Origin of the sequence: Kordia sp. (assembly GCF_965224175.1) — a bacterium.
GTDB lineage: Bacteria > Bacteroidota > Bacteroidia > Flavobacteriales > Flavobacteriaceae > Kordia.
Window position 1 is genome coordinate 1215384 of the sequence record NZ_OZ245041.1, and the last position, 22183, is coordinate 1237566.

Annotated in this window: 21 protein-coding genes; 7 read left to right on the top strand and 14 right to left on the bottom strand. The window is 32.5% G+C overall.

The features are described 5' to 3' along the window. Nucleotides 1–23: 23 nt before the first annotated feature. The 5 genes from ACOQOS_RS05315 to rpsF all read right to left on the bottom strand — a co-directional run bounded on the left by ACOQOS_RS05315 (nt 24) and on the right by rpsF (nt 3748). Nucleotides 24–1928 (bottom strand): hypothetical protein, encoded by a 1905-nt coding sequence (locus ACOQOS_RS05315; RefSeq protein ID WP_420573932.1) that lies wholly within the window; start codon nt 1926–1928, stop codon nt 24–26. 138 nt (nt 1929–2066) lie between these two features. Continuing rightward, entirely contained in the window at nt 2067–2537 is a 471-nt protein-coding gene (locus ACOQOS_RS05320; RefSeq protein ID WP_420573933.1) for a DUF6495 family protein, read from the bottom strand. Between the two features lie 106 nt (nt 2538–2643). Beyond that, nucleotides 2644–3093: a 50S ribosomal protein L9 gene (gene rplI / locus ACOQOS_RS05325; RefSeq protein WP_420573934.1), complete on the bottom strand. Its 450-nt coding sequence runs from the start codon at nt 3091–3093 to the stop codon at nt 2644–2646. A gap of 14 nt (nt 3094–3107) precedes the next feature. Continuing rightward, entirely contained in the window at nt 3108–3404 is a 297-nt protein-coding gene (gene rpsR / locus ACOQOS_RS05330) for a 30S ribosomal protein S18 (RefSeq protein ID WP_007094157.1), read from the bottom strand. 5 nt (nt 3405–3409) lie between these two features. Continuing rightward, nucleotides 3410–3748, bottom strand: coding sequence for a 30S ribosomal protein S6 (gene rpsF / locus ACOQOS_RS05335; RefSeq protein WP_420573935.1), 339 nt, complete (start codon nt 3746–3748; stop codon nt 3410–3412). Nucleotides 3749–3925: 177 nt separating this feature from the next. Here rpsF and ACOQOS_RS05340 point away from each other — a divergent pair, with 177 nt between their 5' ends. Continuing rightward, nucleotides 3926–4618: a LytR/AlgR family response regulator transcription factor gene (locus ACOQOS_RS05340; protein WP_420573936.1), complete on the top strand. Its 693-nt coding sequence runs from the start codon at nt 3926–3928 to the stop codon at nt 4616–4618. A gap of 224 nt (nt 4619–4842) precedes the next feature. On the opposite strand, the gene priA is transcribed toward ACOQOS_RS05340, so the two are convergent. From priA to nadC, 6 genes are all read right to left on the bottom strand, one after another. After that, on the bottom strand, nt 4843–7296 hold the full coding sequence (priA, locus tag ACOQOS_RS05345) for a replication restart helicase PriA (RefSeq protein WP_420573937.1): 2454 nt from the start codon (nt 7294–7296) through the stop codon (nt 4843–4845). Nucleotides 7297–7331: 35 nt separating this feature from the next. Beyond that, entirely contained in the window at nt 7332–8387 is a 1056-nt protein-coding gene (locus ACOQOS_RS05350) for a hypothetical protein (RefSeq protein ID WP_420573938.1), read from the bottom strand. A 79-nt stretch (nt 8388–8466) separates the two neighbouring features. Then, a complete protein-coding gene (locus ACOQOS_RS05355) occupies nt 8467–8898 on the bottom strand; it encodes a DUF2147 domain-containing protein (RefSeq protein WP_420573939.1) in 432 nt (143 codons plus the stop codon). 13 nt (nt 8899–8911) lie between these two features. After that, nucleotides 8912–9478, bottom strand: a complete 567-nt coding sequence (locus ACOQOS_RS05360) for a chalcone isomerase family protein (RefSeq protein ID WP_420573940.1) — start codon at nt 9476–9478, stop codon at nt 8912–8914. 67 nt (nt 9479–9545) lie between these two features. Continuing rightward, nucleotides 9546–10493 (bottom strand): YihY/virulence factor BrkB family protein, encoded by a 948-nt coding sequence (locus ACOQOS_RS05365; protein ID WP_420573941.1) that lies wholly within the window; start codon nt 10491–10493, stop codon nt 9546–9548. Then, nucleotides 10493–11353, bottom strand: a complete 861-nt coding sequence (nadC, locus tag ACOQOS_RS05370; protein WP_420573942.1) for a carboxylating nicotinate-nucleotide diphosphorylase — start codon at nt 11351–11353, stop codon at nt 10493–10495. Before nadC ends, ACOQOS_RS05365 begins: the two co-directional genes overlap by 1 nt. Nucleotides 11354–11504: 151 nt before the next feature. On the opposite strand from nadC, the gene rlmH reads away from it, so the two are divergent. Next, nucleotides 11505–11978, top strand: coding sequence for a 23S rRNA (pseudouridine(1915)-N(3))-methyltransferase RlmH (gene rlmH, locus ACOQOS_RS05375; RefSeq protein ID WP_420575133.1), 474 nt, complete (start codon nt 11505–11507; stop codon nt 11976–11978). On the opposite strand, the gene ACOQOS_RS05380 is transcribed toward rlmH, so the two are convergent. Then, nucleotides 11979–14228, bottom strand: coding sequence for a CocE/NonD family hydrolase (locus tag ACOQOS_RS05380; RefSeq protein WP_420573943.1), 2250 nt, complete (start codon nt 14226–14228; stop codon nt 11979–11981). It abuts the gene before it with no gap. A 121-nt stretch (nt 14229–14349) separates the two neighbouring features. On the opposite strand from ACOQOS_RS05380, the gene ACOQOS_RS05385 reads away from it, so the two are divergent. From ACOQOS_RS05385 to ACOQOS_RS05400, 4 genes are all read left to right on the top strand, one after another. After that, nucleotides 14350–14928 carry a non-canonical purine NTP diphosphatase gene (locus ACOQOS_RS05385; protein ID WP_420573944.1) on the top strand — a complete coding sequence of 193 codons (579 nt, stop codon included), beginning with the start codon at nt 14350–14352 and terminating at the stop codon, nt 14926–14928. Nucleotides 14929–14934: 6 nt separating this feature from the next. After that, the gene (locus tag ACOQOS_RS05390) at nt 14935–15909 is read left to right on the top strand and encodes a hypothetical protein (RefSeq protein ID WP_420573945.1); all 975 of its coding nucleotides are present in this window, start codon (nt 14935–14937) and stop codon (nt 15907–15909) included. A 187-nt stretch (nt 15910–16096) separates the two neighbouring features. Further along, the gene (locus tag ACOQOS_RS05395) at nt 16097–17875 is read left to right on the top strand and encodes a DEAD/DEAH box helicase (RefSeq protein WP_420573946.1); all 1779 of its coding nucleotides are present in this window, start codon (nt 16097–16099) and stop codon (nt 17873–17875) included. 115 nt (nt 17876–17990) lie between these two features. Further along, nucleotides 17991–18764: a carboxypeptidase-like regulatory domain-containing protein gene (locus tag ACOQOS_RS05400; RefSeq protein ID WP_420573947.1), complete on the top strand. Its 774-nt coding sequence runs from the start codon at nt 17991–17993 to the stop codon at nt 18762–18764. Between the two features lie 95 nt (nt 18765–18859). Here the strand turns inward: ACOQOS_RS05400 and ACOQOS_RS05405 are convergent, their stop codons facing one another. After that, complete coding sequence (locus ACOQOS_RS05405; protein WP_420573948.1) at nt 18860–19231, bottom strand: VOC family protein; 372 nt, start codon at nt 19229–19231, stop codon at nt 18860–18862. A gap of 202 nt (nt 19232–19433) precedes the next feature. Further along, on the bottom strand, nt 19434–20246 hold the full coding sequence (locus ACOQOS_RS05410; protein ID WP_420573949.1) for a DUF6597 domain-containing transcriptional factor: 813 nt from the start codon (nt 20244–20246) through the stop codon (nt 19434–19436). 295 nt (nt 20247–20541) lie between these two features. Between ACOQOS_RS05410 and ACOQOS_RS05415 the strand changes: the two genes are divergently transcribed. Further along, nucleotides 20542–22182 carry an alpha-amylase family glycosyl hydrolase gene (locus ACOQOS_RS05415; protein ID WP_420573950.1) on the top strand — a complete coding sequence of 547 codons (1641 nt, stop codon included), beginning with the start codon at nt 20542–20544 and terminating at the stop codon, nt 22180–22182. The last annotated feature ends 1 nt before the right edge of the window (nt 22183 follow it).

Here is a 22183-nt window from a genome sequence, read left to right on the forward strand (position 1 = left end):
GAACTAAATACCATTTATAAATTCTATTTGGAACTGAGTAAACTTACATTTATTTCTTTGATGACTTGTTTTCGTTTGATACCACGAAATGATATTTTGAATTCTCTATTGTTCGTTTGTTTGTTTATTTTAAAGTATACGGTTTCAAAATAATCATCATTTGAATCATTTGATCGTAAAAAGCTTTTTTCTTCTCCGTTGTAATTGACGACTACAGTTCCAAATCCGACAGATCGAAATTCAAATCCTATTTTTAAAATATCATTTTTGTCAAACGTAGGAGTTTTTGGTAATGTTACAATAATATCGCCACCATCACTTTTACCAACTTCTTTTCCTATTGCTCTTAAGTAGCCGTTTTGTTGAATGAGTAATATGTTTTTCTCTGATTCTTCTGGAATAAATGCAGTATGTTTAGCCCATGTATTCTTATCTAATTTAATAATTGATTTTTCACCATACTTTTCTTCATTGATACTTGCACTTAATGGAATTACAGGAACTGTTCCTTGAAAAGATTGTGGCAATGCAATGTATACTAAAGCGCGTCTTTTTTCGATAAATGAAAGTCCTTTTTGGTAAATTAGGCGTCCAAGTCCAATGCCACCACTTCTATAATATACATCTGGAGAAAAACCTGTTTCATATGCAAAATAATGTGGAATACTTCCGCCTCGTTTTATAGATGGAAATGCCAAGAAAGAGTTCCCGATGAATAAAAAAGGTGAGTAATTTTCATCATAATTTATATCCAACACTTTTCCTAAGGTATCAGTTACAGACTTGAACGTAATCATTTTGTTGGCTTTAAACGCTTTGTTTCCTGTTGGCCAACGATAAGATTTTCCATTACGAATACCAACCGTATCTTTTATGAGTGTCTCGATTCTAGGAATGTTTTCATATTCAGGATATCTGGATAATAGTTCTTTGAGTTCTCTGGCAACAATCCACGATATCGCTTCCGCTGGATGTGTTTCTTCAAAGTCATTGTACCAAAATAGTAGCGGATGTTTTTCTCGTTCTTCGAGTAGTTTTGGAAGAATATCGTGAACTTCAACATCATTTTTTAGTAATTCTTGTGTGACTTTCATCGCATATGGATTCACGACATAGTCAGAAAGTTTATCACTAAACAAGTTCCCCGAAACTTCTCCTTTAAAAGGAATTCTAATCACAATTAAATCAATATTGTATTGTTTTAAATACGTATTGAAACTTGTCATTGCTTCTACAAAATTACCTTCGTTTTGTTCCGCATAAGCGTTTCCCGCAGAAAAGAAAGCATTTCCAACCCATTTTGACGCTTGTGCTTCTGTGGCTTTCGCATATTCCGTTTTAAACTCTTGAATGTCGTCTTCCCATTGCGTCCAAGTACCGCCGTGAGATTTTAAGAGCTTGTCAATTCTTTTTATTTCAGATTTTATCTTTTTCTTCCGAATTCGAGCAGATTTTCGATCTTTAGCAACAATTTCTATCGAGGTAACTTTTGTCGTTTTTGCTTCTAGAGTCCTTTTTGCACCTTTTGAATATCGTTTTATTTTTTTGGATTCAACCGCGTAGTAGACTTTCATTTCAAAATCATCTACTCCATCTGCCAGTTGTGTTTGACGAATTTCTGCGTCTGCTTTTTCAAAAGGAATCATCGTGACTCTTACTTTGTCTCCTGCTCTATAATTAGCAGTTGCAAGTTTTTTTCTGTTTTCAATGCCTTTAAAAACAATACTTATGCTAACATCAGACGAATTTGATTTGAGATTTAAGACCGCAGTATAGTTACAATCTGGATAATCCATTGTAGCAGGATCTGGAAGTTTTGAAATAAATTCAATTTCTCCTTCTACAATTTGTTTTGCAACAGTTGATTGTTGCCCAAAAGCAGTAATTATATAGAAAAGAAATAAAGGTAGAAAGTATTTTTTCCTCATTATGTATATTCAAATTTATTGCAGAAGAAGCAAAAAATAGTTTTATAATTGTTTAAAGCTGTTCGAATATACAATAAAAAAAATATGTTGAATCTTTGAAATTGTATTAGATTCAAAAAGTAATATAATTTCGATAAACTACGCCATCATCGTTTCAAACCATTGATATAGTTGTCCTTTGGTAATGTTTGAACCTTGTTGAAGCAATGCAAATTTGTCTGCATTTCTATCATCAGAATATGCTTTATTTGCTGTTAAAATTTCTACTTCTTCAGTAGCATAGTTATCGCGTAGCCAAGCAAAACCATCTTTCGTGGTGATATCGATATTTTCTTTTAGAATTTTCACTGCAATTAACTTCATTTCATCTTCACGCAAGTGAAATAAATACATGTGTTGCGGAGAAATATTTTCTAAGTAATTTGCTTGTTTCAATACACCTTCCCAAACCAAGTCACTAAAAACATCTATTTCTTCTTCAGCCACTTGTGGTTTTTCTTCTTTTAGCTTTGCCCATTCGTCAGCTGTAATAGATTGTGTTGCTAAAAAGTTGATAAACTCTTGATGTAGTTCTTCTAATTGTTCTTTTGTAAGTCTAGTGTATTTCATGCTTTAAAATAAAGAGTGCAAATTTACAATTATTCAAAATTTAAACCATAAAAAAAGCCACTCAAATTGAGTGGCTTCTTGTATAAAAACGCTTAGCGTTGTAATATTATGCTTCTGCAATAACTTCGAAAGGTAAATCAACGATTACATTTCTGTGAAGTCTAACTTTTGCTTCGTACTTTCCAGTTCTTTTTACACTTCCTCCGATTACTTTGATAAATTTCTTCTCAATTGAGTGACCAGCTTTTTCAAGTGCTTCTGCTAAGTTAATGTTGTTTACTGATCCGAATAATTTCGTTCCGGCTCCAGTTTTTGCAGTAATTTTAATCTCTAAGTCTAACAATGCTTTCGCAGTTGCATTAGCCTCATCAACTAATTTTTGCTCTTTATATGCTTTTTGTTTCAAGTTTTCTGCTAAAACTTTTTTAGCTGAACTTGTTGCTAATGTTGCAAATCCTTGTGGGATTAAGAAGTTTCTTCCGTATCCGTTTTTTACAGTTACGATATCATCTTTAAATCCTAAATTTTCAACGTCTTGTCTTAAAATAAGTTCCATAATCTGTCTCTATTTTATTTTAACATGTCGCCAACATATGGCATTAATGCTAAGTGACGTGCTCTTTTTACAGCTACAGACACTTTTCGTTGATACTTTAATGAAGTTCCTGTTAAACGACGTGGTAACAATTTACCTTGTTCGTTTACAAACTTTAATAAGAAGTCTGGATCTTTATAATCGATATATTTGATACCAGATTTCTTAAAACGGCAATATTTCTTTGCCTTCGTAGTCTCTATGTTCAAAGGAGTTAAATATCTAATTTCTCCTTCTTTCTTTCCTTTTGCTTGTTGTTCTATTGAAGACATATTTCTTAAGATTTAGCGGTTTTTCTATTTCTTCTTTTCTCTGCCCAAGCGATTGCATGTTTATCTAATCTTACAGTTAAATAACGCATGATACGCTCGTCACGTCTAAATTCTAGCTCGTAAGGAGTAATTACTTCTCCTGGTGCTTGGAATTCGAATAAGTGATAGAAACCACTTTTTTTGTGCTGAATTGGATATGCTAACTTTTTTAGCCCCCAATTTTCTTTTGAAATCATTTTGCCACCTCTAGAAACAATGAAATCTTCAAATTTCGCTACTGTTTCCTTTATCTGAGTTTCAGATAAAACGGGATTTAAAATGAAAACAGTTTCATAATGATTCATAAATACTATTTTTTAATTAAAATTGGGCGCAAATGTACTGTTTATTTGTTATAAACCAAACAAAAATAGTTCTTTTTTTTCGCTTAAATCTATAATAAATGTACGAATTTGTTGTGGTTTTGATTTATTTTTTATAACATTGCATGTACCCAAATTTGATAAAATCGCTTTTAACATATGAAGCTTAACTGTATTATTGTAGATGATTCTTCTATACAACGCATGGCAGTCGCCAAGTTAACGTTAAATCATCCTTCTTTAAATTTAATTGCAGAATATAGCAACGCTATAGAGGCTAAAAATGGATTGAAAACAAATAATGTCGATTTAATCTTTTTGGATATTGAAATGCCTGTGTTGAATGGATTTGATTTATTAGAATCATTGAAGAATCCTCCACAAGTTATTATGGTTACTGGAAAAACCGAGTATGCTTTTAAAGCTTTTAACTATGATGTAACCGATTTTCTACACAAACCTTTAACAAAAGATCGTTTTGATAAAGCCATTGCGCGTGCGTTAGATAAATCTAATTATGGTGCGAAAAGCAATGAAGATGACGATCACATTTTTGTAAAGAGCAACTTAAAGAAACGTAAGGTAATTTTAAATAGCATCAAGTGGATTGAAGCACTTGGTGATTATGTAAAGTTAGTTACTGATGAAAGTAATATTGTCGTTTTATCTACCATGAAAGCTTTCGAGAAACAATTGCCTGAGAATAAGTTTTTAAGAATTCACAAATCTTACATTGTGAATTTAGATAAAGTAGATCGTTTTAATAGTAAGAATGTTGAAATTTCAGGTCAATTAATTCCGCTTAGTAGAAATAAGAAAGTAGAATTATCAGAAGCTCTTTCTAATATTTAGTCTTCTACCTCAGCTAGACACTATTATTTTTCTTAGTACTTTTCGATATAATTTTTCTTCATTTTATTACGAAAAAACATCCGAAGTGACGTTTTTTTTAATGTATCGATTTGAAAATATACCAATGTTTTAATTTTGATTCGTCATTACGAAGAGTAAAGCCTCTCAATACTCAATACTAACATCTCATTATTAACATCTAACACCAAAAGCCTAATACCCAACTAAATCGTATCTACATCAATTATAATTCGGACACTTCTGTATTCTGAAATAGACAAGAAGCTTGTTTTTATGCGCGTAATTACTTCTTTGGTTTTTCCTAATGATTGTTGTTTCGGTATTTTTAATAGGATGTTTTTCAAATATAAGTTACGAATGCGCGCTATTGGCGGAAATTCTGGACCTAAAACATTGTCTCCAAAACTATTGCGCAATGATTTTGCAAACCAAGCCGAACTTTCATTTACTCGATTATACTCTTTGTGTTTGAGTGTAATTTTAATCAATCTGTAGAATGGTGGATAATGAAATTGTCTGCGATCATTTAATTGATCTTTAAACATATTCTCATAATCTCCTACCGAGACTTGTTGCAATATTTGATGATACGGATTGTAGGTTTGTACAATCACTTTTCCTCGTTTTTTAGTTCTTCCGGCGCGACCGGCAACTTGTTGAATGAGTTGAAAGCTACGTTCATGCGCTCTAAAATCAGGAAAATTAAGCATACTATCTGCATTCATAATTCCAACCAAATTTACATTTCTAAAATCCAAACCTTTCGTCAGCATTTGCGTACCTACTAAAATCTGAATTTCTTGTTGCTCAAAGGCCGAAATTATCTTCTGATAACCGTATTTTCCTCGTGTTGTATCTAAATCCATACGCCCAACTTTTACATCAGGCATTAATTCTTTGAGTTCTTCTTCTATTTGCTGTGTTCCAAAACCTTTGGTATCTAGCTCATGACTTCCGCACGCCAAACATTGCTGTTGCATCGCTATATGATGACTACAATAATGACAGCGTAATTGATTTTTATATTGATGATAGGTTAAACTCACATCACAGTTTGGACATTGTGGCGAATGTCCGCACGTATTGCATTCAATGATTGGCGCATAACCACGACGATTTTGAAATAAGATGACTTGTTCGCCATTTTCAATCGTTTCTTCAATTTCTTCCAACAAACGATCGGAAAAATGACCTTTCATGCGTTTTTTACGATGCTTCTCTTTGATATCGACTAATTCCATGTCTGGCAGCAAAACGTCTCCGTAACGCCTCATAATTGTCGCCAATGCATATTTGTTGACCTTTGTATTGTAATAACTTTCTACACTTGGTGTTGCAGAACCTAATACTATTTTCCCTTGATGCATTTTTGCTAAAACAATAGCTGCATCGCGCGCATGGTATCTTGGCGCAGGATCAAATTGCTTAAAAGATGTTTCATGTTCTTCATCTACAATGATAAGTCCCAAGTTAGAAAATGGTAAGAATAGCGAAGAACGTGCGCCCAAAACAATCTGAGCCTTCGGTTTGCTGTTTAATACATTGTTCCAGGCTTCAACGCGTTCATGGACTGAATATTTGGAATGATAAATTGCTACTTTTTCACCAAAATATTGCCGTAAACGTGTGATTAATTGTGTTGTAAGCGCAATTTCTGGTAAGAGATATAAAACTTGTTTTCCTGTCGCTATAATTTCTTCAATGAGCTTTACATATACTTCTGTTTTTCCTGAAGATGTAATTCCATACAGCAAACAAACATCTTGCGTTTGAAATGCCGTTTGTATGGTTTCATAAGCTTCTTGCTGATATTGGTTGAGTTGTTTAGAATCTTCTGTTTCGTCTCCGCTATACTCTACTCTATCTCTTTGGATGTAATATTCTTCTAGAATTTCTTTGTCAATTAACGCTTTAATAACTGCCGAACTCGCGTTACTTTGTTTCGTTAACTCTTTGACTGTTATTGGTTTTTTCGCTGTGGCGGAAAGAGAAAACAGTGAAAGAATGACTTCGCGTTGCTTCTTGGCTCTACTGAGTGTTTCAAGCAATTCCTGCAAACTTTCTTCGCTTGTATAATTCGCGTGAAGCTTTACGTAACGAACCAATTTAGGCTTGTATTGTTCGTAGATTTCTTCGTAAACCTGAATAACTTTTTTATCAATCAAACGTTTTAAAACGGGCAATACGTTTTTCTTCCCAAGAATGTTGCTAATTTCTTGAATCTTTAACATTGACTGATGCTGCAAGGCTTCAAAAATTAAAAATTCATCATCTTTCAATTTACTTTCGTCAACTTCACTTGTAGCATGTTTAGTGATAATAGTTTCACTTTCCAACAAAAATGCACTTGGTACTGCCGAGCGAAATACTTCGCCCAAACTCGACATGTAGTAACTCGCAATCCATTCCCAATGTTTTAATTGTTGTGGAGTAACAATTGGTTGTTCATCTAGAATCTGCTGAATTTCTTTAGCTTCATAAACTTCTGGAGCTGTTTGATGCACTTTATAAACCAAGGCGCTGTATACCTTACTTTTTCCAAATGGAACTGCTACACGCATTCCTTGTTGCAGAAATTGTGCTTCTGCTTCTGTGATACTATAAGTAAACAGTCGCTGCAGCGGAATTGGTAATATAACATCAATGAAGTAAGCCATTATTCAAAGGTAAATACTTTATATAAAAACAAGCGCTATTCTTTGACCATTTTCAGAAGCGTACGGTGATTTACTTTACTCACGGTTCCAGACTCGTCTTTTATAAAAGCCTGTTTGTCCTTAATAAAGATTTGATAGTCTTTTGTTGGGAAAATTTTTAAATACTTTTTCACTCTCGTATTCTTAGCAGTGAATTTATGTATTCCCCAGAATCCTTTTTTCTTATATTCTGCTATTAAAAATCCAAACTCACCATCTTTTTGCAATGTGTATATATCAAGTGATTTATTTACTTCTATATGATCATATTCAGGTGCTAATTCTTTTTCTCCGTTTGCATTGTATAAGCCATATTTACCTTTTTTCTTAACAATTATTTTATGATTATGATATAAGCCATCCGTAAACAATCCTGGCGGAGACAAATTAGCCCAAGTTCCTTTCTCTTCTTTGCTGTTTCTTCCAGAAGAATTTATCGCAACATCTGTTTCTAATGGCAAAATAATTTCGCTATACTCCATAGGAAGTAAAAAACTACCATCTGATTTTACAATTCCCCATTTGTATTTTCCTCGTTTTTTCTTTGCCACTAATATCATTGGATCTTCTCCTCTTATCAAATACGGTTTTCCTATGATATCAAACTTTGCAGAGATCACAGTATTCGTTAAAACTAAACCATATTTCTTTTTATTCCTATAAACAATATAATTTTCATAGTAATGACGCTCTATATCGTTTCTGTGCGATACAGCTTTGTGATATTCAAAACCAAAGTTGTAAGGAATAATATCTAAATCTTCAACATCATCTACAGGAATTATTTCGATGGTTTCATCAGGCTCTGTAGCTTTGTTTTTTACAGTAACATATTGAACCTCGTTTCCATTCGCTTTAAATTCATACCGAAATGCCTTGAATGAACGTGGAAGTCTTTTAGGTTTCTTTTTGCCATCAACTTTAGGATCTTCTCTGTAATCCTCATCTATCGCTTCTTGTTCTATTATAGTGATTACTTCTTCTTGCCCAAAAGAAAGGCTAACAAAAGTGATAAAAAGCAATAATAAACTTATTTTTTTAGTAAATATCATAGTTCAAAGATACTTAGTTTGTATAAAAAAACCACTCATTTTTTTTGAGTGGTTTTCTTTGTTTTCTGTAGTTGACTAATTAATTTACACGATACCAATTTTGAGTTCGGTATAGAAAAGCAATATAGCCACGTACATATAATTTATTTTTATCATCGGAGTCGAGCCAAATTTTACATTTGTATTCTTTTCCTTTTTCAGGATCTAGAATTTTACCGCCTTTGTATTCATCATCATCCTTTTTTAATCCGTTGATGATTTGCATACCTAATACAGGTTTGTTTTTTCGATCTCCTTTACATTTTTCACATAATCCATCACGTTTTGCTGGATTCAGAATATCCACAACCTTCCCGTAGATTTTACCATTCTCTTCATAGATTTCTACAATCGATTTAGCTTCTCCGGTTTCATCGTCAATGGTTTTCCATTTCCCAACAACACTTTGTGCAAAGCTAAATTGAACAGCAATACATACTAAAACGAGATAAATGAATGTTCTTTTTTTCATGTGATTCATGGTATTAGTTTCCTAACATTCCTTTTTTCAGACGCTTATCTGCTGGCTTGTCAGATAACCAAATTCCGAAAAGTGCTTTTTTGAATCCTAAACCTGCAATCGTTCCTTTCTTTGTTCCATTTTTGTATACTGAAACTCCATCACCTTTAACGTACACAATATCGAAAATATCTCCATCGTTTATTTCATCACTAAAGAATCCTTTAAATTTCTCAATTTCAGAAGAAATAGGCGCTGTATTTCCTTTTGTAGAGTTCTCAAAACCATCATCTACCGCATTGATCATTTTCTTACTTGAAATTAATCGTGAAGTAATGTGTAATTTGATTGCCATTGTTTCATCTGCCTCCATGATATCTTTAGCATCACTTGACTTTTGCACTAAATACAATCCGCCTGAATATAATTTAAACCATGCTTTTTTACGCACACCTGCTCCATTGTATACTAATTTTTGACTGTCAAAAGTAACTGTTTCTGGAAGTGTCGCTGATCCTACTTCAATTTGTGCATTTACAGCACTCATACCTACGATTAAAAAAGCGATTAACGCATAAATTGTCTTTTTCATTTCTTATTGGGTTTATTTATAATTTTCGTTCGTAATATACTACTTTTTATTATGCAAACATAATAAATTAACCTGTCTGCCTTCTGAGTTTTAGCATATCTATAGAAGCATTTAATTCAAATCCTAAGAGTAATATGTTCGCATTCAACCATATATACATCATCAAGATTAATAACGCTCCAATAGAACCGTATAACTCGTTGTATTGAGAGAAGTTTGCAATATATATTCCAAACAGATATGACGTAAGTATAATTAACACTGTAGTCAATAACGCTCCAGGAGAAAAGAATTTTGCTCTTCTACCTTGGTACGTTCCAAAGTGATACAAGATTGCTGTTCCAACGTATACCATGATAATCAAGAATGCAAATTTAGCAATAGTGATTCCTGTTTCGTCTGTTTGTGCTACATTCAAGCCAGTTGTTTTCCCAGCTAAGTCACTCAAATATGGTATGTATATTTCTACATATCCCAATACGACTATGGTTAAAATCAACAACAATGCCAAAATTAAACCAACACTTAATGCGTATAAGTATTGCTGAAAGAATCTTCGCTTTTTTTGAATGTAATATGAGTTCTCAAATCCAGCAAAAATAGCACTTACACCATTCGCCATTAAAAAAATAGAGAGTAAAAATGTAGACGATAATAATCCTCCACGTTTGTTTTTCACAATATCTACAATGATTTCATTGAGAAAATTCCCTGATTCGTCTGGTAAGAAAGAAGTTATTGTGTTGATAAAGCTTGCTTGAAAACCTTCAATTGGAACGAATGGAAGTAAATTTAGCAAGAATAGTAATGACGGGAATATAGCCATAAAGAAACTAAATGCTACTGCGCCAGCGCGAGAAGTCACAGCTCCATTAATGATTCCTACAATATACATTTCTAAAAGATCATAGATTGATAAACCTTCAAGTCCAGGAAGTTTTACCTTCTTGAGTAATCGCACCAATACATTTAGTATGGGGATTTTTGCGAGTTTATCTTCGATGTCTTTAGACATTAGTCAACGGCTTTTAGGCTTAAATCTAAATTGTATACTGAATGCGTTAATGCTCCAGAAGAAATGTAATCGACACCACAAAGTGCGTATTCGCGAATGGTTTTTTCATTAATTCCTCCAGAAGATTCTGTCAAACATTGATCTCCAATCATTTCTACTGCTTTTCGTGTATCTTCATAGTTGAAGTTATCAATTAAGATTCTGTAGACTCCTTCAGTTTGTAAAATTTCTGCAATTTCACCTAAATCACGCGCTTCCACAATGATTTTTAAATCACGATTGGTTTCTTTTAAATATGCTTTCGTTTTTGTAATTGCTTGCGTAATTCCTCCACAAAAATCAATATGATTGTCTTTTAACATGATCATATCATACAATGCAAAACGGTGATTGACTCCACCACCAATTTTTACAGCCCATTTTTCAAGTGCTCTAATTCCAGGTGTTGTTTTACGTGTATCTAAAATTTTAGTTCCAGTTCCTTCCAGCAACTTTACAAACATGTTTGTTTTTGTAGCAATGGCACTCATACGTTGCATTGCGTTTAGTACCAAACGTTCTGCTTTTAAGATAGATTGTGACTTTCCTGTTACATAGAAGGCAATATCTCCGTACTTTACACTACTTCCATCTTCAATAAGTGTTTCAACTTTCATGTCTGGATCAACATAAGCAAAAACCATTTTCGCAAATTCAATTCCTGCAATAATTCCCTCATCTTTTACGAGTAATTTAGCTTTTCCTTCTGCTGTTGCAGGAATACATGCTAATGAACTGTGATCGCCATCTCCAACATCTTCACGGATGGCATTTGAAATTATTAACTCTAATTCTTTTTGAAATTGCGTTTCTGAAATCATATGCTTTTTAAAATAGTATTTACTTCAAAATTGCAAAGTTTAAATCGCATATCCAAAATTGACATGTCATTATTTTCATGATTCTGTCCAAGAACACTTAAAAACCGTTCATTTGATGATATTTTTATATGATTTCTATTATTTTTACCGAATGAATATTAAGTTACTCGCTATTGGAAGGACAGATGACAAGCAATTGCAACAGCTGATAGATTTGTATGTAAAACGCTTGTCACATTATGTAAAGTTTACTTTGGAGATTATTCCTGATTTAAAAAACACTAAAAACCTTAGCGAGTCACAACAAAAAGAGAAAGAAGGCGAATTGATTCTTAAAAAACTAGCGCCTACAGACGTTTTGGTTTTGTTAGATGAAAACGGAAAACAGTTTTCTTCCGTAGATTTTTCAAACTATTTACAAAAGCGCATGAATGCTGGTATTAAAACTTTGGTTTTTGTGATTGGCGGACCTTATGGTTTTTCTGAGAACGTTTATGCGAAAGCACAAGGAAAGGTATCTTTATCCAAAATGACCTTTTCACACCAAATGGTGCGTTTGTTTGTAGTAGAACAGATTTATAGAGCCTTTACTATTTTACGAAATGAACCGTATCATCATAGATGATTAATTCGTTGGAATTTCTATATAGCTATCCGTAAACCACTTTACCAACAAAGGTTCTCCTGCATCTTTTATTGTTTCACGACTTACTTCTTTGCCTGTTCCATAATTAATTTCCCATTCTGGATTTTTATTAATATTTACAATTAGGATTAGCTTACTTCCTTTTACCAGTTTTTTACTTGTGAAATATGTGTCTTTAAAATTTAACTTTGTTTTCGTATTTGGTTTTAACAACTTTCTTTCTTCTTTATTATCTGAATAACTAGCTCTTTGAATGTAATTACTTAAATAAAAATAAGTTCCATCTTCTTTTAACTCAAACAACAATAAGGTATAATCTATATCCTTTTTATTGATCATAACAGAAAGTTCTCCTGAAAAAGAACCGTTTATTTCCATGTCTTTTTCTATTGGATCTGATATAAAAACTAGTCCATTATTAGTATTTAGTGTCGAATCAATAATAGATAACTTCTCAAAATCTATATGATTATGAATTTTGGTTCTGTCTGAAAAATCGATTTTCTGCGAAACATAATTGTTATTTTTTTCTATTGCTGTTTGAAGTTTGTAATAGTTTCCTACTTTCGTATCTGATAAATAGAATGTTTTTTTGTTAGCTTGAAGTTCTTCTAATGTCGAAGCATGCTCCCATGTGTTCGCTTCCATCACTTGATAATTGATTTTATCTTTTAATAAGATAGGTTTTTTATCTTCTTTTAGAATATAGTTAAACCAACTAAAAACCAAAGAATTTACACTAATTCTCGCAACAGAATCTATTGTATATTTTTTTAATTCTGTATTAGGGTTTCCTTGTGCTCCACCATGATCGTAAGGTCCAATCACTAAATAATGATTGGGATTTTTATGATATTTGTGATGTTCTTTAAAATAATACAAAGCGCCTGATTGATCATCGTCAAAATATCCTGTTATTGTCAATATTGGAATGTTTATTTTAGAGAAGTCATTTTTATCGGCGACCATATTTTTCCAATAGTCATCACGATCGGGATGATTTAGCCAACGCTGAAACGTTTTGTTTGGTCTTCCTTCAATGCTGTCTAAAGTTCTAAATGATTTTCCACTTTTGAACCAATCGCCGTATACTTTTTCCCATTTCTCTGCATTAGAAAAGTCTTCATAGTCTGTAAATTTATTGTTCTCTACATAATGAATCCAACGTAACATGTAAGACATAAATACATTATTCTGCATTGGATAATCAACACCTACTCCAACTGCTACTTGCGGTACTATTGTTTTTAATGCTGGATGTATCCTTTTTGCAGTTGCCCACTGAGAAAACCCTAAATAACTTCCCCCAAACATACCAACTTTACCATTACTCCACGATTGTTTTGAAATCCAATCAATAACACTGTAAGCGTCTTCTCCATCATTTTCAAAAGGATGTAACTCATTATCACTTAACCACTTTCCTCTTGTATTTGCAATAACAGCAACATAATCTTTATCTGCGATTGACTTTGCTAGCTCTAGATCAACATCATCAGCATAAATTGAAAATTTTAAAATAGTAGGTTGTTTCCCTTTTAATTTTCTATTTCTAACAACTCTTACTGGTATTTTTACATCTCCTTTTGCGACTATAATACTATCATTAATAATATAATTCTCTTCATCAAACTCTTTTATAACTTTAGAAATTAGTCTATTAGTTTCTTCATAAAGTTTCGCATTCATAAATGTTTGAAAAAGTATATAAGTTTCAGCAACATTAGAAGAATCTTTCTGACTTTTTAATAGATTTTTTAAATTTTCAGGTTCATCTTTTATAGAAGAACTAAAGAAATAATCTAAAAATTGTGATAACCTATCTTGAATATTCCCCATGAACGCTTTCAGTTCCTTTGAATAACTTTCTTCAAAAGAAATATTTTCTTTTTTAGCTCTCAATTTAGCTTTAGAATATATTAACAATCGTTTGCCTATATATTTTTCATAGTATGGATATTTTTCTTTGTAATAATTGTCTAATTTACTAATATTAGAAATTGCTTCTTCATAATTCTCTTCAATGATGTAAAAACGAGTTATCTTAAGAATACTATCCGTATCATTTTTCCAATGATAATTCTTCAAAAGTTCGCTTGCTATTATTTTCATCTCTTTAACAAGTCCAACTTCTGTTGTATCTGCTATCTTGGAGAATTTCTTTTTTTGCCCGTAACTAACTGTTAAAAAGCAAATAAAAAAAGTAAGCACTATATATTTGAAATTCATGAACAATTATTTTCTGATATCTTTACAAATAAAAGAAAAAGATTGTTTTATTCAATTAACGTTAGACTCGAATTTTCGCACTATTTCTTTATTTTTGGGAAATTGAAATAATTTCTACATCATGAAAATCGTATTTGCTACCAACAACCAAAATAAAGTTAAAGAAGTACAATCATTATTACCTGATCATATTACCATTTTAAGCTTAGCAGCAATTGGTTGTGAAGAAGACATTCCTGAAACACAACCAACTATTGAAGGAAATGCCATTCAAAAAGCACAGTATGTAAAAGAACACTATGGTTACGATTGTTTCGCTGACGATACAGGCTTAGAAGTACATGCGTTAAATGGCGAACCAGGAGTTTTTTCTGCACGTTATGCAGGTTCACAACGAAATGCGGATGATAATATGAATAAGTTATTGAGCAATCTTCAAAACAAAGACAATCGTTCTGCACATTTTAAAACCGTTGTAGCTCTAATCTTAAATGGCGAACAACATACATTTACTGGAATTTGTGAAGGAACTATTATCGAAGAAAAACGAGGTAAAAAAGGTTTTGGTTACGATCCTATTTTTATGGCAGATGGTTTTACGGAAACATTCGCACAAATATCACTCGAAGAAAAAAATCGTGTAGGACATCGTGGAAAAGCGGTACAAAAATTGATTGACTTTTTGAGTACCAAAAAATGATCAATCTTGAAAATACAGAAACTCTTACTTGTTTTACTTCCATTCTTTATTTCTTCTTGCACCAAAACTATTGTTGAAAAGGAAATTGTTTATTTACAGAAGATTAATGATACCATACTAAAATTTAATTCTGCTCAAAAAGATGGTGAGTTGTACAAATTTAACATTTTAAGATATGATACCATTCTAACTCACAATAAAAATTTTGGCGTAAGAAAGTCTTCTTTTGATCGTTTTGACAGCATTTATAACATACAAGCAACTTTTGAAGAAAAGCATATCAAAATTGATAGATATGATGAATATATCCAAAAAACTGTCGTTAAAGATGTTACGCAAACAGATTCTGTAGGACTTACAACAAATTATATTGTAACAGGACTTACACAACGATATCAAGATTTAGAACTATCAGGACTCAAAGGAACGAAACATACTGTACAGTTTTTTCATCCAGAAAGTATCTGCAATTCAGCATATGAACTAAATTTTTACAGTGACGATTTACAAATTTACGATCATGCAGGATATTTTCTAACAACAATATTTGGTTGTTGCACTAGCACATGTGAATTTAAACTATTCGATCTAAATGGAAATTATATTTTTCATTCTAATGATTTCATTAGCTTAGTGAGAACTGAATATAACTATTATTTGATCAGTGCCTTGAAAACCGAAGTGTATGATTTGCCAATAATTGTCATTCAAGATAAATACAAAAAGAGGCAATATGTGAACATTGCAAATATTCCAAACAAGATGAATTATGTTGAAAATTTTCATCTAAAATTCAAAAACAGCAAGACCACACAAATTGGATCTTTCGAAACATCATTAAAAGAATATAATATCAAACACCTAGACGATCTTGAAATTTTAGTCCCTTTTGGTAAAATTGATACACTTCGAATTCCATTCAAAAACGAAAAAGCCTTCGGAATCGATTATCCACACATAGAAATATCTTTAGAAAATTAGCAATAAACAACTGATAATTAAATTATTAAACTGAAATTAGTCATTTAAAAATAAAACACTACCTTTGCGCCTTGAAATCTCAGAGCGAGATGAAGTTATGCAGCGTCAGGGTATTTTATTAGGTCGTAACGCTCAATGTAACTTCTCAATACAGCAAAAAGCTGTACGAACCTTATAAAATTACATTATGACAAAATTTGAAGAATTAGGTCTTCAAGACACGCTTTTGCGTGCCATTCAGGACATGGGCTTTGAAACGCCTAGTGAAGTTCAAGAAAAAGCAATTCCATTATTACTTAACGAAGACACAGATGTTGTTGCCTTAGCGCAAACAGGAACTGGTAAAACAGCCGCTTTTGGTTTTCCGTTAATTCAAAAAATAAACGCAGACAGTCGTACCACACAAGGATTAATTTTATCGCCAACGCGAGAATTATGCTTGCAGATTACCAATGAATTAAAAAACTACTCTAAATACGAAAACATTAATGTAGTCGCTATTTATGGAGGAGCAAGTATCACAGATCAAGCAAGACAAGTAAAGAAAGGCGCACAAATCGTAGTAGCAACTCCGGGTCGTATGCAAGATATGATCAATCGCCGTATGGTTGATATTACAAAAATTGAATACTGTGTATTAGATGAAGCTGATGAAATGTTAAACATGGGATTCTATGAAGATATTACTTCTATCCTATCGCACACACCAGATGATAAAAGTACGTGGTTATTCTCTGCAACAATGCCAAGAGAAGTTTCTACAATTGCTAAAAAGTTTATGTATGATCCAAAAGAAATTACGGTTGGATCACGTAACTCTGGTTCAGATAAAGTACGTCACGAATTCTACGCAGTAAGCGGTCGTGATCGTTATTTAGCCTTAAAACGTTTGGCAGATGCCAATCCAGATATATTTTCAGTAGTTTTCTGTAGAACAAAGCGTGATACACAAAGTGTTGCTGAAAAATTAATTGAAGACGGATATAATGCAGCAGCAATTCATGGAGATTTAAGCCAGAATCAACGTGATTTAGTGATGAAATCATTCCGTACACGTCAAATTCAAATGTTAGTAGCTACTGATGTAGCAGCACGTGGAATTGATGTAGACGATATTACACACGTTATCAACTACCAATTACCAGACGAAATAGAAACCTATACTCACCGAAGCGGTCGTACTGGTAGAGCTGGAAAGAATGGAGTTTCTATGGTAATTGTGACAAAAAGTGAAATGCGCAAAATCAAATCGATTGAGCGTAAAATTCAAAAGAAATTTGAACAAAAAACCATTCCAACTGGAATTGAAATCTGTCAAGTACAATTATTTCACTTAGCCAATAAAATTCACAATACAGAAGTAAATGAACAAGTAGATGAATATTTACCTGCAATTTTAGAAATCTTTGAAGATACTTCTAAAGAAGATTTAATAAAACGTATGGTTTCTGTTGAATTTAACCGTTTCTATAACTACTACAAGAATAAACGTGATTTAAATCAACCAAAAGGAAACAATGAAGATCGTGGTTCTCGTGGAAAAAGTAACGACCATAGTACGCGTTACTTTATCAATGTTGGAGAAAAAGACGGATACGATTGGATGCGTTTAAAAGATTTCTTAAAAGAAACACTTAGCTTAGGTCGTGATGATGTATACAAAGTGGACGTAAAAGAAAGTTTCTCTTTCTTTAATACAGATAATGACAAAAAAGAACAAGTATTAGCACACTTTACTGACTTTAAAGTAGACGGACGTTTTGTGAATGTTGAAGAATCAACTAACACTGGCGGTGGCGGTGGAAGACGACGCAGAGATGGCGGCGGAAGACGTCGTAGAGATGGCGGAAATGGAGGTGATCGTAGAAGAAGTCGAAGAAGTGAAAACTCATCAGATGGCGGAAGACGTCGCAGAAATGATAGCGGTGGCGGAGATCGTTTTAGAGGAAGATCGAGAAGAAAATAACAAAAATATTGTTAATATTAAGTAAAAAGTGTGCTTCGGCGCACTTTTTATTGTTTTGTTTAGTATTTTTATACGACTATTAGTCAAGAAGACTATTCATTCAAAAATTGCATACATGAAAAAAGTATATACTTTTCTACTTTTATTTTTAACTATAACCACCACTCTTTCTGCACAAGAAATGAAAAAGTTGTATGCAAAAGTTGTGAACGATGCTGACGATAAACCGATGAAAGCGGTACATGTTGTTAACTTAACAACAATAAAAGGTGTAATCACCAATGAAAAAGGAGAATTTCAAATTGATGCCAAAGCTGAAGACATCTTATTCTTTTCATTCCTAGGTTTTAAATCTATCAAAGTACGTGTAACTAATGACATGTTGAAATACAAAAATTCGTCTACAATTCGAATCACAGAGTTAGCATATGCCCTAGAAAAAGTAGTTTTAACGCCGTATCAACTTACGGGATATTTAGATATTGATGCTAAAAATGTTCCTATACGTCCAAATTATCGCTATCGTATTGCTGGACTTTCTACAGGTTATGAAGCTGGAGAAAAAGCACCTGGAGCAATCTCTACCGTTTTAGGAGCTATTTTTAATCCTGCGGACTTTTTACAAAATTTATTTGGCAAAAAACCGCAGCAGATGCGTAAACTGCGTCAAATGAAAGAAGATGATCGTATTCGTGAATTACTTGCTTCTAAGTTTGATCGACAAATGCTGCGTGAATTACTCCAAGTAGAACGTGTAGATATTGATGAAATTCTTTCGTTATGTAACTACTCTAAAACGTTTATTACGAACGCTAATGATCTACAAATTCTTGATGCAATTAATGATTGTTATGAAGAATACAAAGTCTTAAGTAGACAAAAGAAATAATCTAGTTTATAAAAATAATATATTAAATAAAGGTTCAAGTTTACACTTGAACCTTTATTTCTTTTAAATCTTTCTGTATTCTGTTTGTCTTTTTTTTAGTTTGGAGAATTTAGACCTAACTTATTCCCTTCGGTATCTAAAAACAGAGCGAAAAAACCGCTATTATCTGCATGTGCAGTTTTTGGAACTATAATTTTCCCGCCATTTACTTCAATCTTATCAAGTATCGTTTGAAGATTATCTCCTCCATTCAGATAAATAGTTACACCATCAGCCGACGGTTTAAAATCTTCTCCTTTCATTATAACTCCTGTTACCATTTGGTTTTCATATGGAAATATTCCCATTTCCATTCCAGGCATTTCCATTTTTTCAATATTTACATCTAAAATCGCTTGATAAAAATTGATTGCTCTTGAGATATCGGTTGCAGGAATTTCAAAAAGGGAAATAAAACTATTATTCATAGTGCTCATTTTTTTGTTAGTTAATAAATCTTGATTTTTTGCTGCTGTGTCCAGTTTGTTCTGATTATTACAAGCGATAAAGCAAAAAGCAATCAGAATCGCGACACTTAGTAGTATTCTTTTCATCTATTTAAATAAGTTTGACGAAGCAAAACTACTTTCAACAAATAAATTGAAATTGTAAAAATGCGACACCTAAAGATTATTTATAGAAAAGTGTTGATAGCGCCATGTGTTCGTTTCCTAAAAAATCTTTTGGAGTAGTTCCTATAAATTCTTTAAAATCCTTGATAAAATGAGCTTGGTCAAAATATTCACTTTCATAAGCAATATTTGTTAGGTTTTTCTCTTCATTGAGTAACATCTTTAAAGCTGTTTGCAAGCGCAACACTTTACCTAACTGTTTAGGACTAATTCCTATTTGTTTCCTGAAGTTTCTTTCTAGCTGTCTTCTTTTCGACAAATCATCTTTTAAAATTTGATGTATGGAAGTACTTCCATTGGTAGCGAGAAGAGTGTCAACTGTTGTTTTTACTAAGTTTTCGATGGTTGTACTCTGATGAAGCCTGTCTAAAAGAAATGTTTCAATAATTTCAATACGTTTTAAGGTACTTGATGCTTCAAAAATTTTTTGTTTTAAACTTTTAGCAGTTTCATCTCCAAATAAACGTTCAATCGGAACTTCAATATCTACCAGACTTTCGAGAGAAACACAGACAAAATTTGCAAATCCGTATGGGTAAAAACAAATAGCGAAAGAATCAACATCGCCTGTAGGTTCTATAAAATAAGACTTTGTTCTTTGCCCCATTATCATAGAATTAGGATGTATTATAAAATCTTTTTCAGATACATATCGCTTAATATCGTCTTTAAAATTAAAAGTCATTTCTATACAACCATCAGGAATAATTTTCTGTTTTTGATTATTTGGATCATAAGGTACTTCCAAAGTCCAATAAAACTTGACCAATGCACTTAAGTCTGCGTGAGGTTGATATGTTTGATAATTCATTTATATCTATTTTTTCTATACGTCATACAATACTAGAATACTCGAATTGTAATTGCATTTGATTTTAATTATAAAAGCTCGATACATATTACATTAAGCAAATTATAATGATTTCAATGTACAAAAATTAAGGTGTCTTTTAAATTTTCCTTTTCAAAAAGCAAAGAAGTTATTAAGAAAATTAGTAACTCAATCGTTGTAGTAACACTTTTTTTATGAGATCACTATTTTACAATATGAAAAAAGCATTGTAACCTTTATATTGCAATAGATAACCACAAAATCCATCTACAGCATGAAGCATTTATTCTTCTCATTATTGATCTCTTTTTGTTTTTTCTCATGTAAATCAAAACCAAAAGAAATTGCTGAAAAAGCTACAGAAGCGCAGCCTTTTGTTTGGGAAGCTGCTAATGTATATTTTATGTTGACAGATCGTTTTCGTGATGGAAATGAAGCTAATAACCTCAATTATAATCGTACAAAAAAACCAGCTACTCTTCGTGGTTTTATGGGCGGAGATATGGCTGGAATTACACAATCAATAAAAGAAGGTTATTTTGATAAACTTGGCGTGAATGCTATTTGGTTTTCACCAGTATTAGAGCAAATACACGACAGCACAGACGAAGGAACAGGAAATACCTATGCTTTTCATGGTTATTGGACTAAAGATTGGACATCATTTGATGCTAATTTTGGTACCGAAGCCGACTTTAAAGAATTGGTAGAAACAGCGCACCAACACGGAATTCGAATTTTAATGGACGTTGTGATGAATCACACAGGTCCAGTTACCGAAAAAGATCTTGTTTGGGACGATACTTGGGTTCGTACTGAGCCTGGTTGTAGCTACCAAAATTATGATACTGCCGTGAGTTGTACACTTGTAAAAAACCTTCCAGATATATTGACAAATAGTAATGAAAATGTTGACTTACCTACTCCATTAGTCGAAAAATGGAAAGCTGAAGGTCGTTATGAAACAGAAATGAAAGAATTGGATGAATTCTTTAAAAAAACTGGTCTTAAAAGAAGTCCGAAAAATTACATCATCAAATGGCTCACAGATTATGTACGTGAATATGGTGTAGATGGTTACAGAGTTGATACCGTAAAACATGTAGAAGAAAGTGCTTGGAATACTTTAAATGAACAAGCACAAATTGCTTTTACAGAATGGAAAAAAGCAAATCCTACAGCTGTATTAGATGATAATGCCTTTTATATGTTAGGAGAACTGTACGGCTATTCCATTGATCACAAGCGTTTCTACGACTTTGGTGATAAGAAAGTAGATTATTACGCCAACGGTTTTGATAATTTGATCAACTTTCAATTCAAATATGATGCAAGGCAAGATTATGAAACTATTTTTTCTAAATACGACAGTATTCTTCATCACGATTTAAAAGGAAAAAGTGTCATGAATTATATCAGTTCACATGATGATGGCGATCCTTTTGATAAAACTAGAACTAAACCATATGAATCTGCAACAAAACTATTATTAACACCTGGAATTTCTCAAATTTACTACGGAGACGAAACCAAACGTCCGTTAATTATTGAAGATACAGAAGGTGATGCAACATTACGTTCATACATGAATTGGGAATATCTTGCCCATGGCGATGTTATAAGCGTATTAACGCATTGGCAAAAACTAGGACAATTTCGCAAAGCACATCCTGCAATTGGAGCTGGAAGACATCATATGATTTCACAAAGTCCATATGTATTTTCGAGAACATTCAATAGTGATAAAGTAGTTGTTGGATTGGATTTAGCAAAAGGAAACAAAGAAATTTCAGTTGCAGATATTTTTAAAAATGATACAACAGTAACCGATCATTATTCTGGAAAGACTGCGACTGTTATCAATGGAAAAGTTACGGTTGATTCTGAATTTTCTATTGTATTATTGCATGAATAAT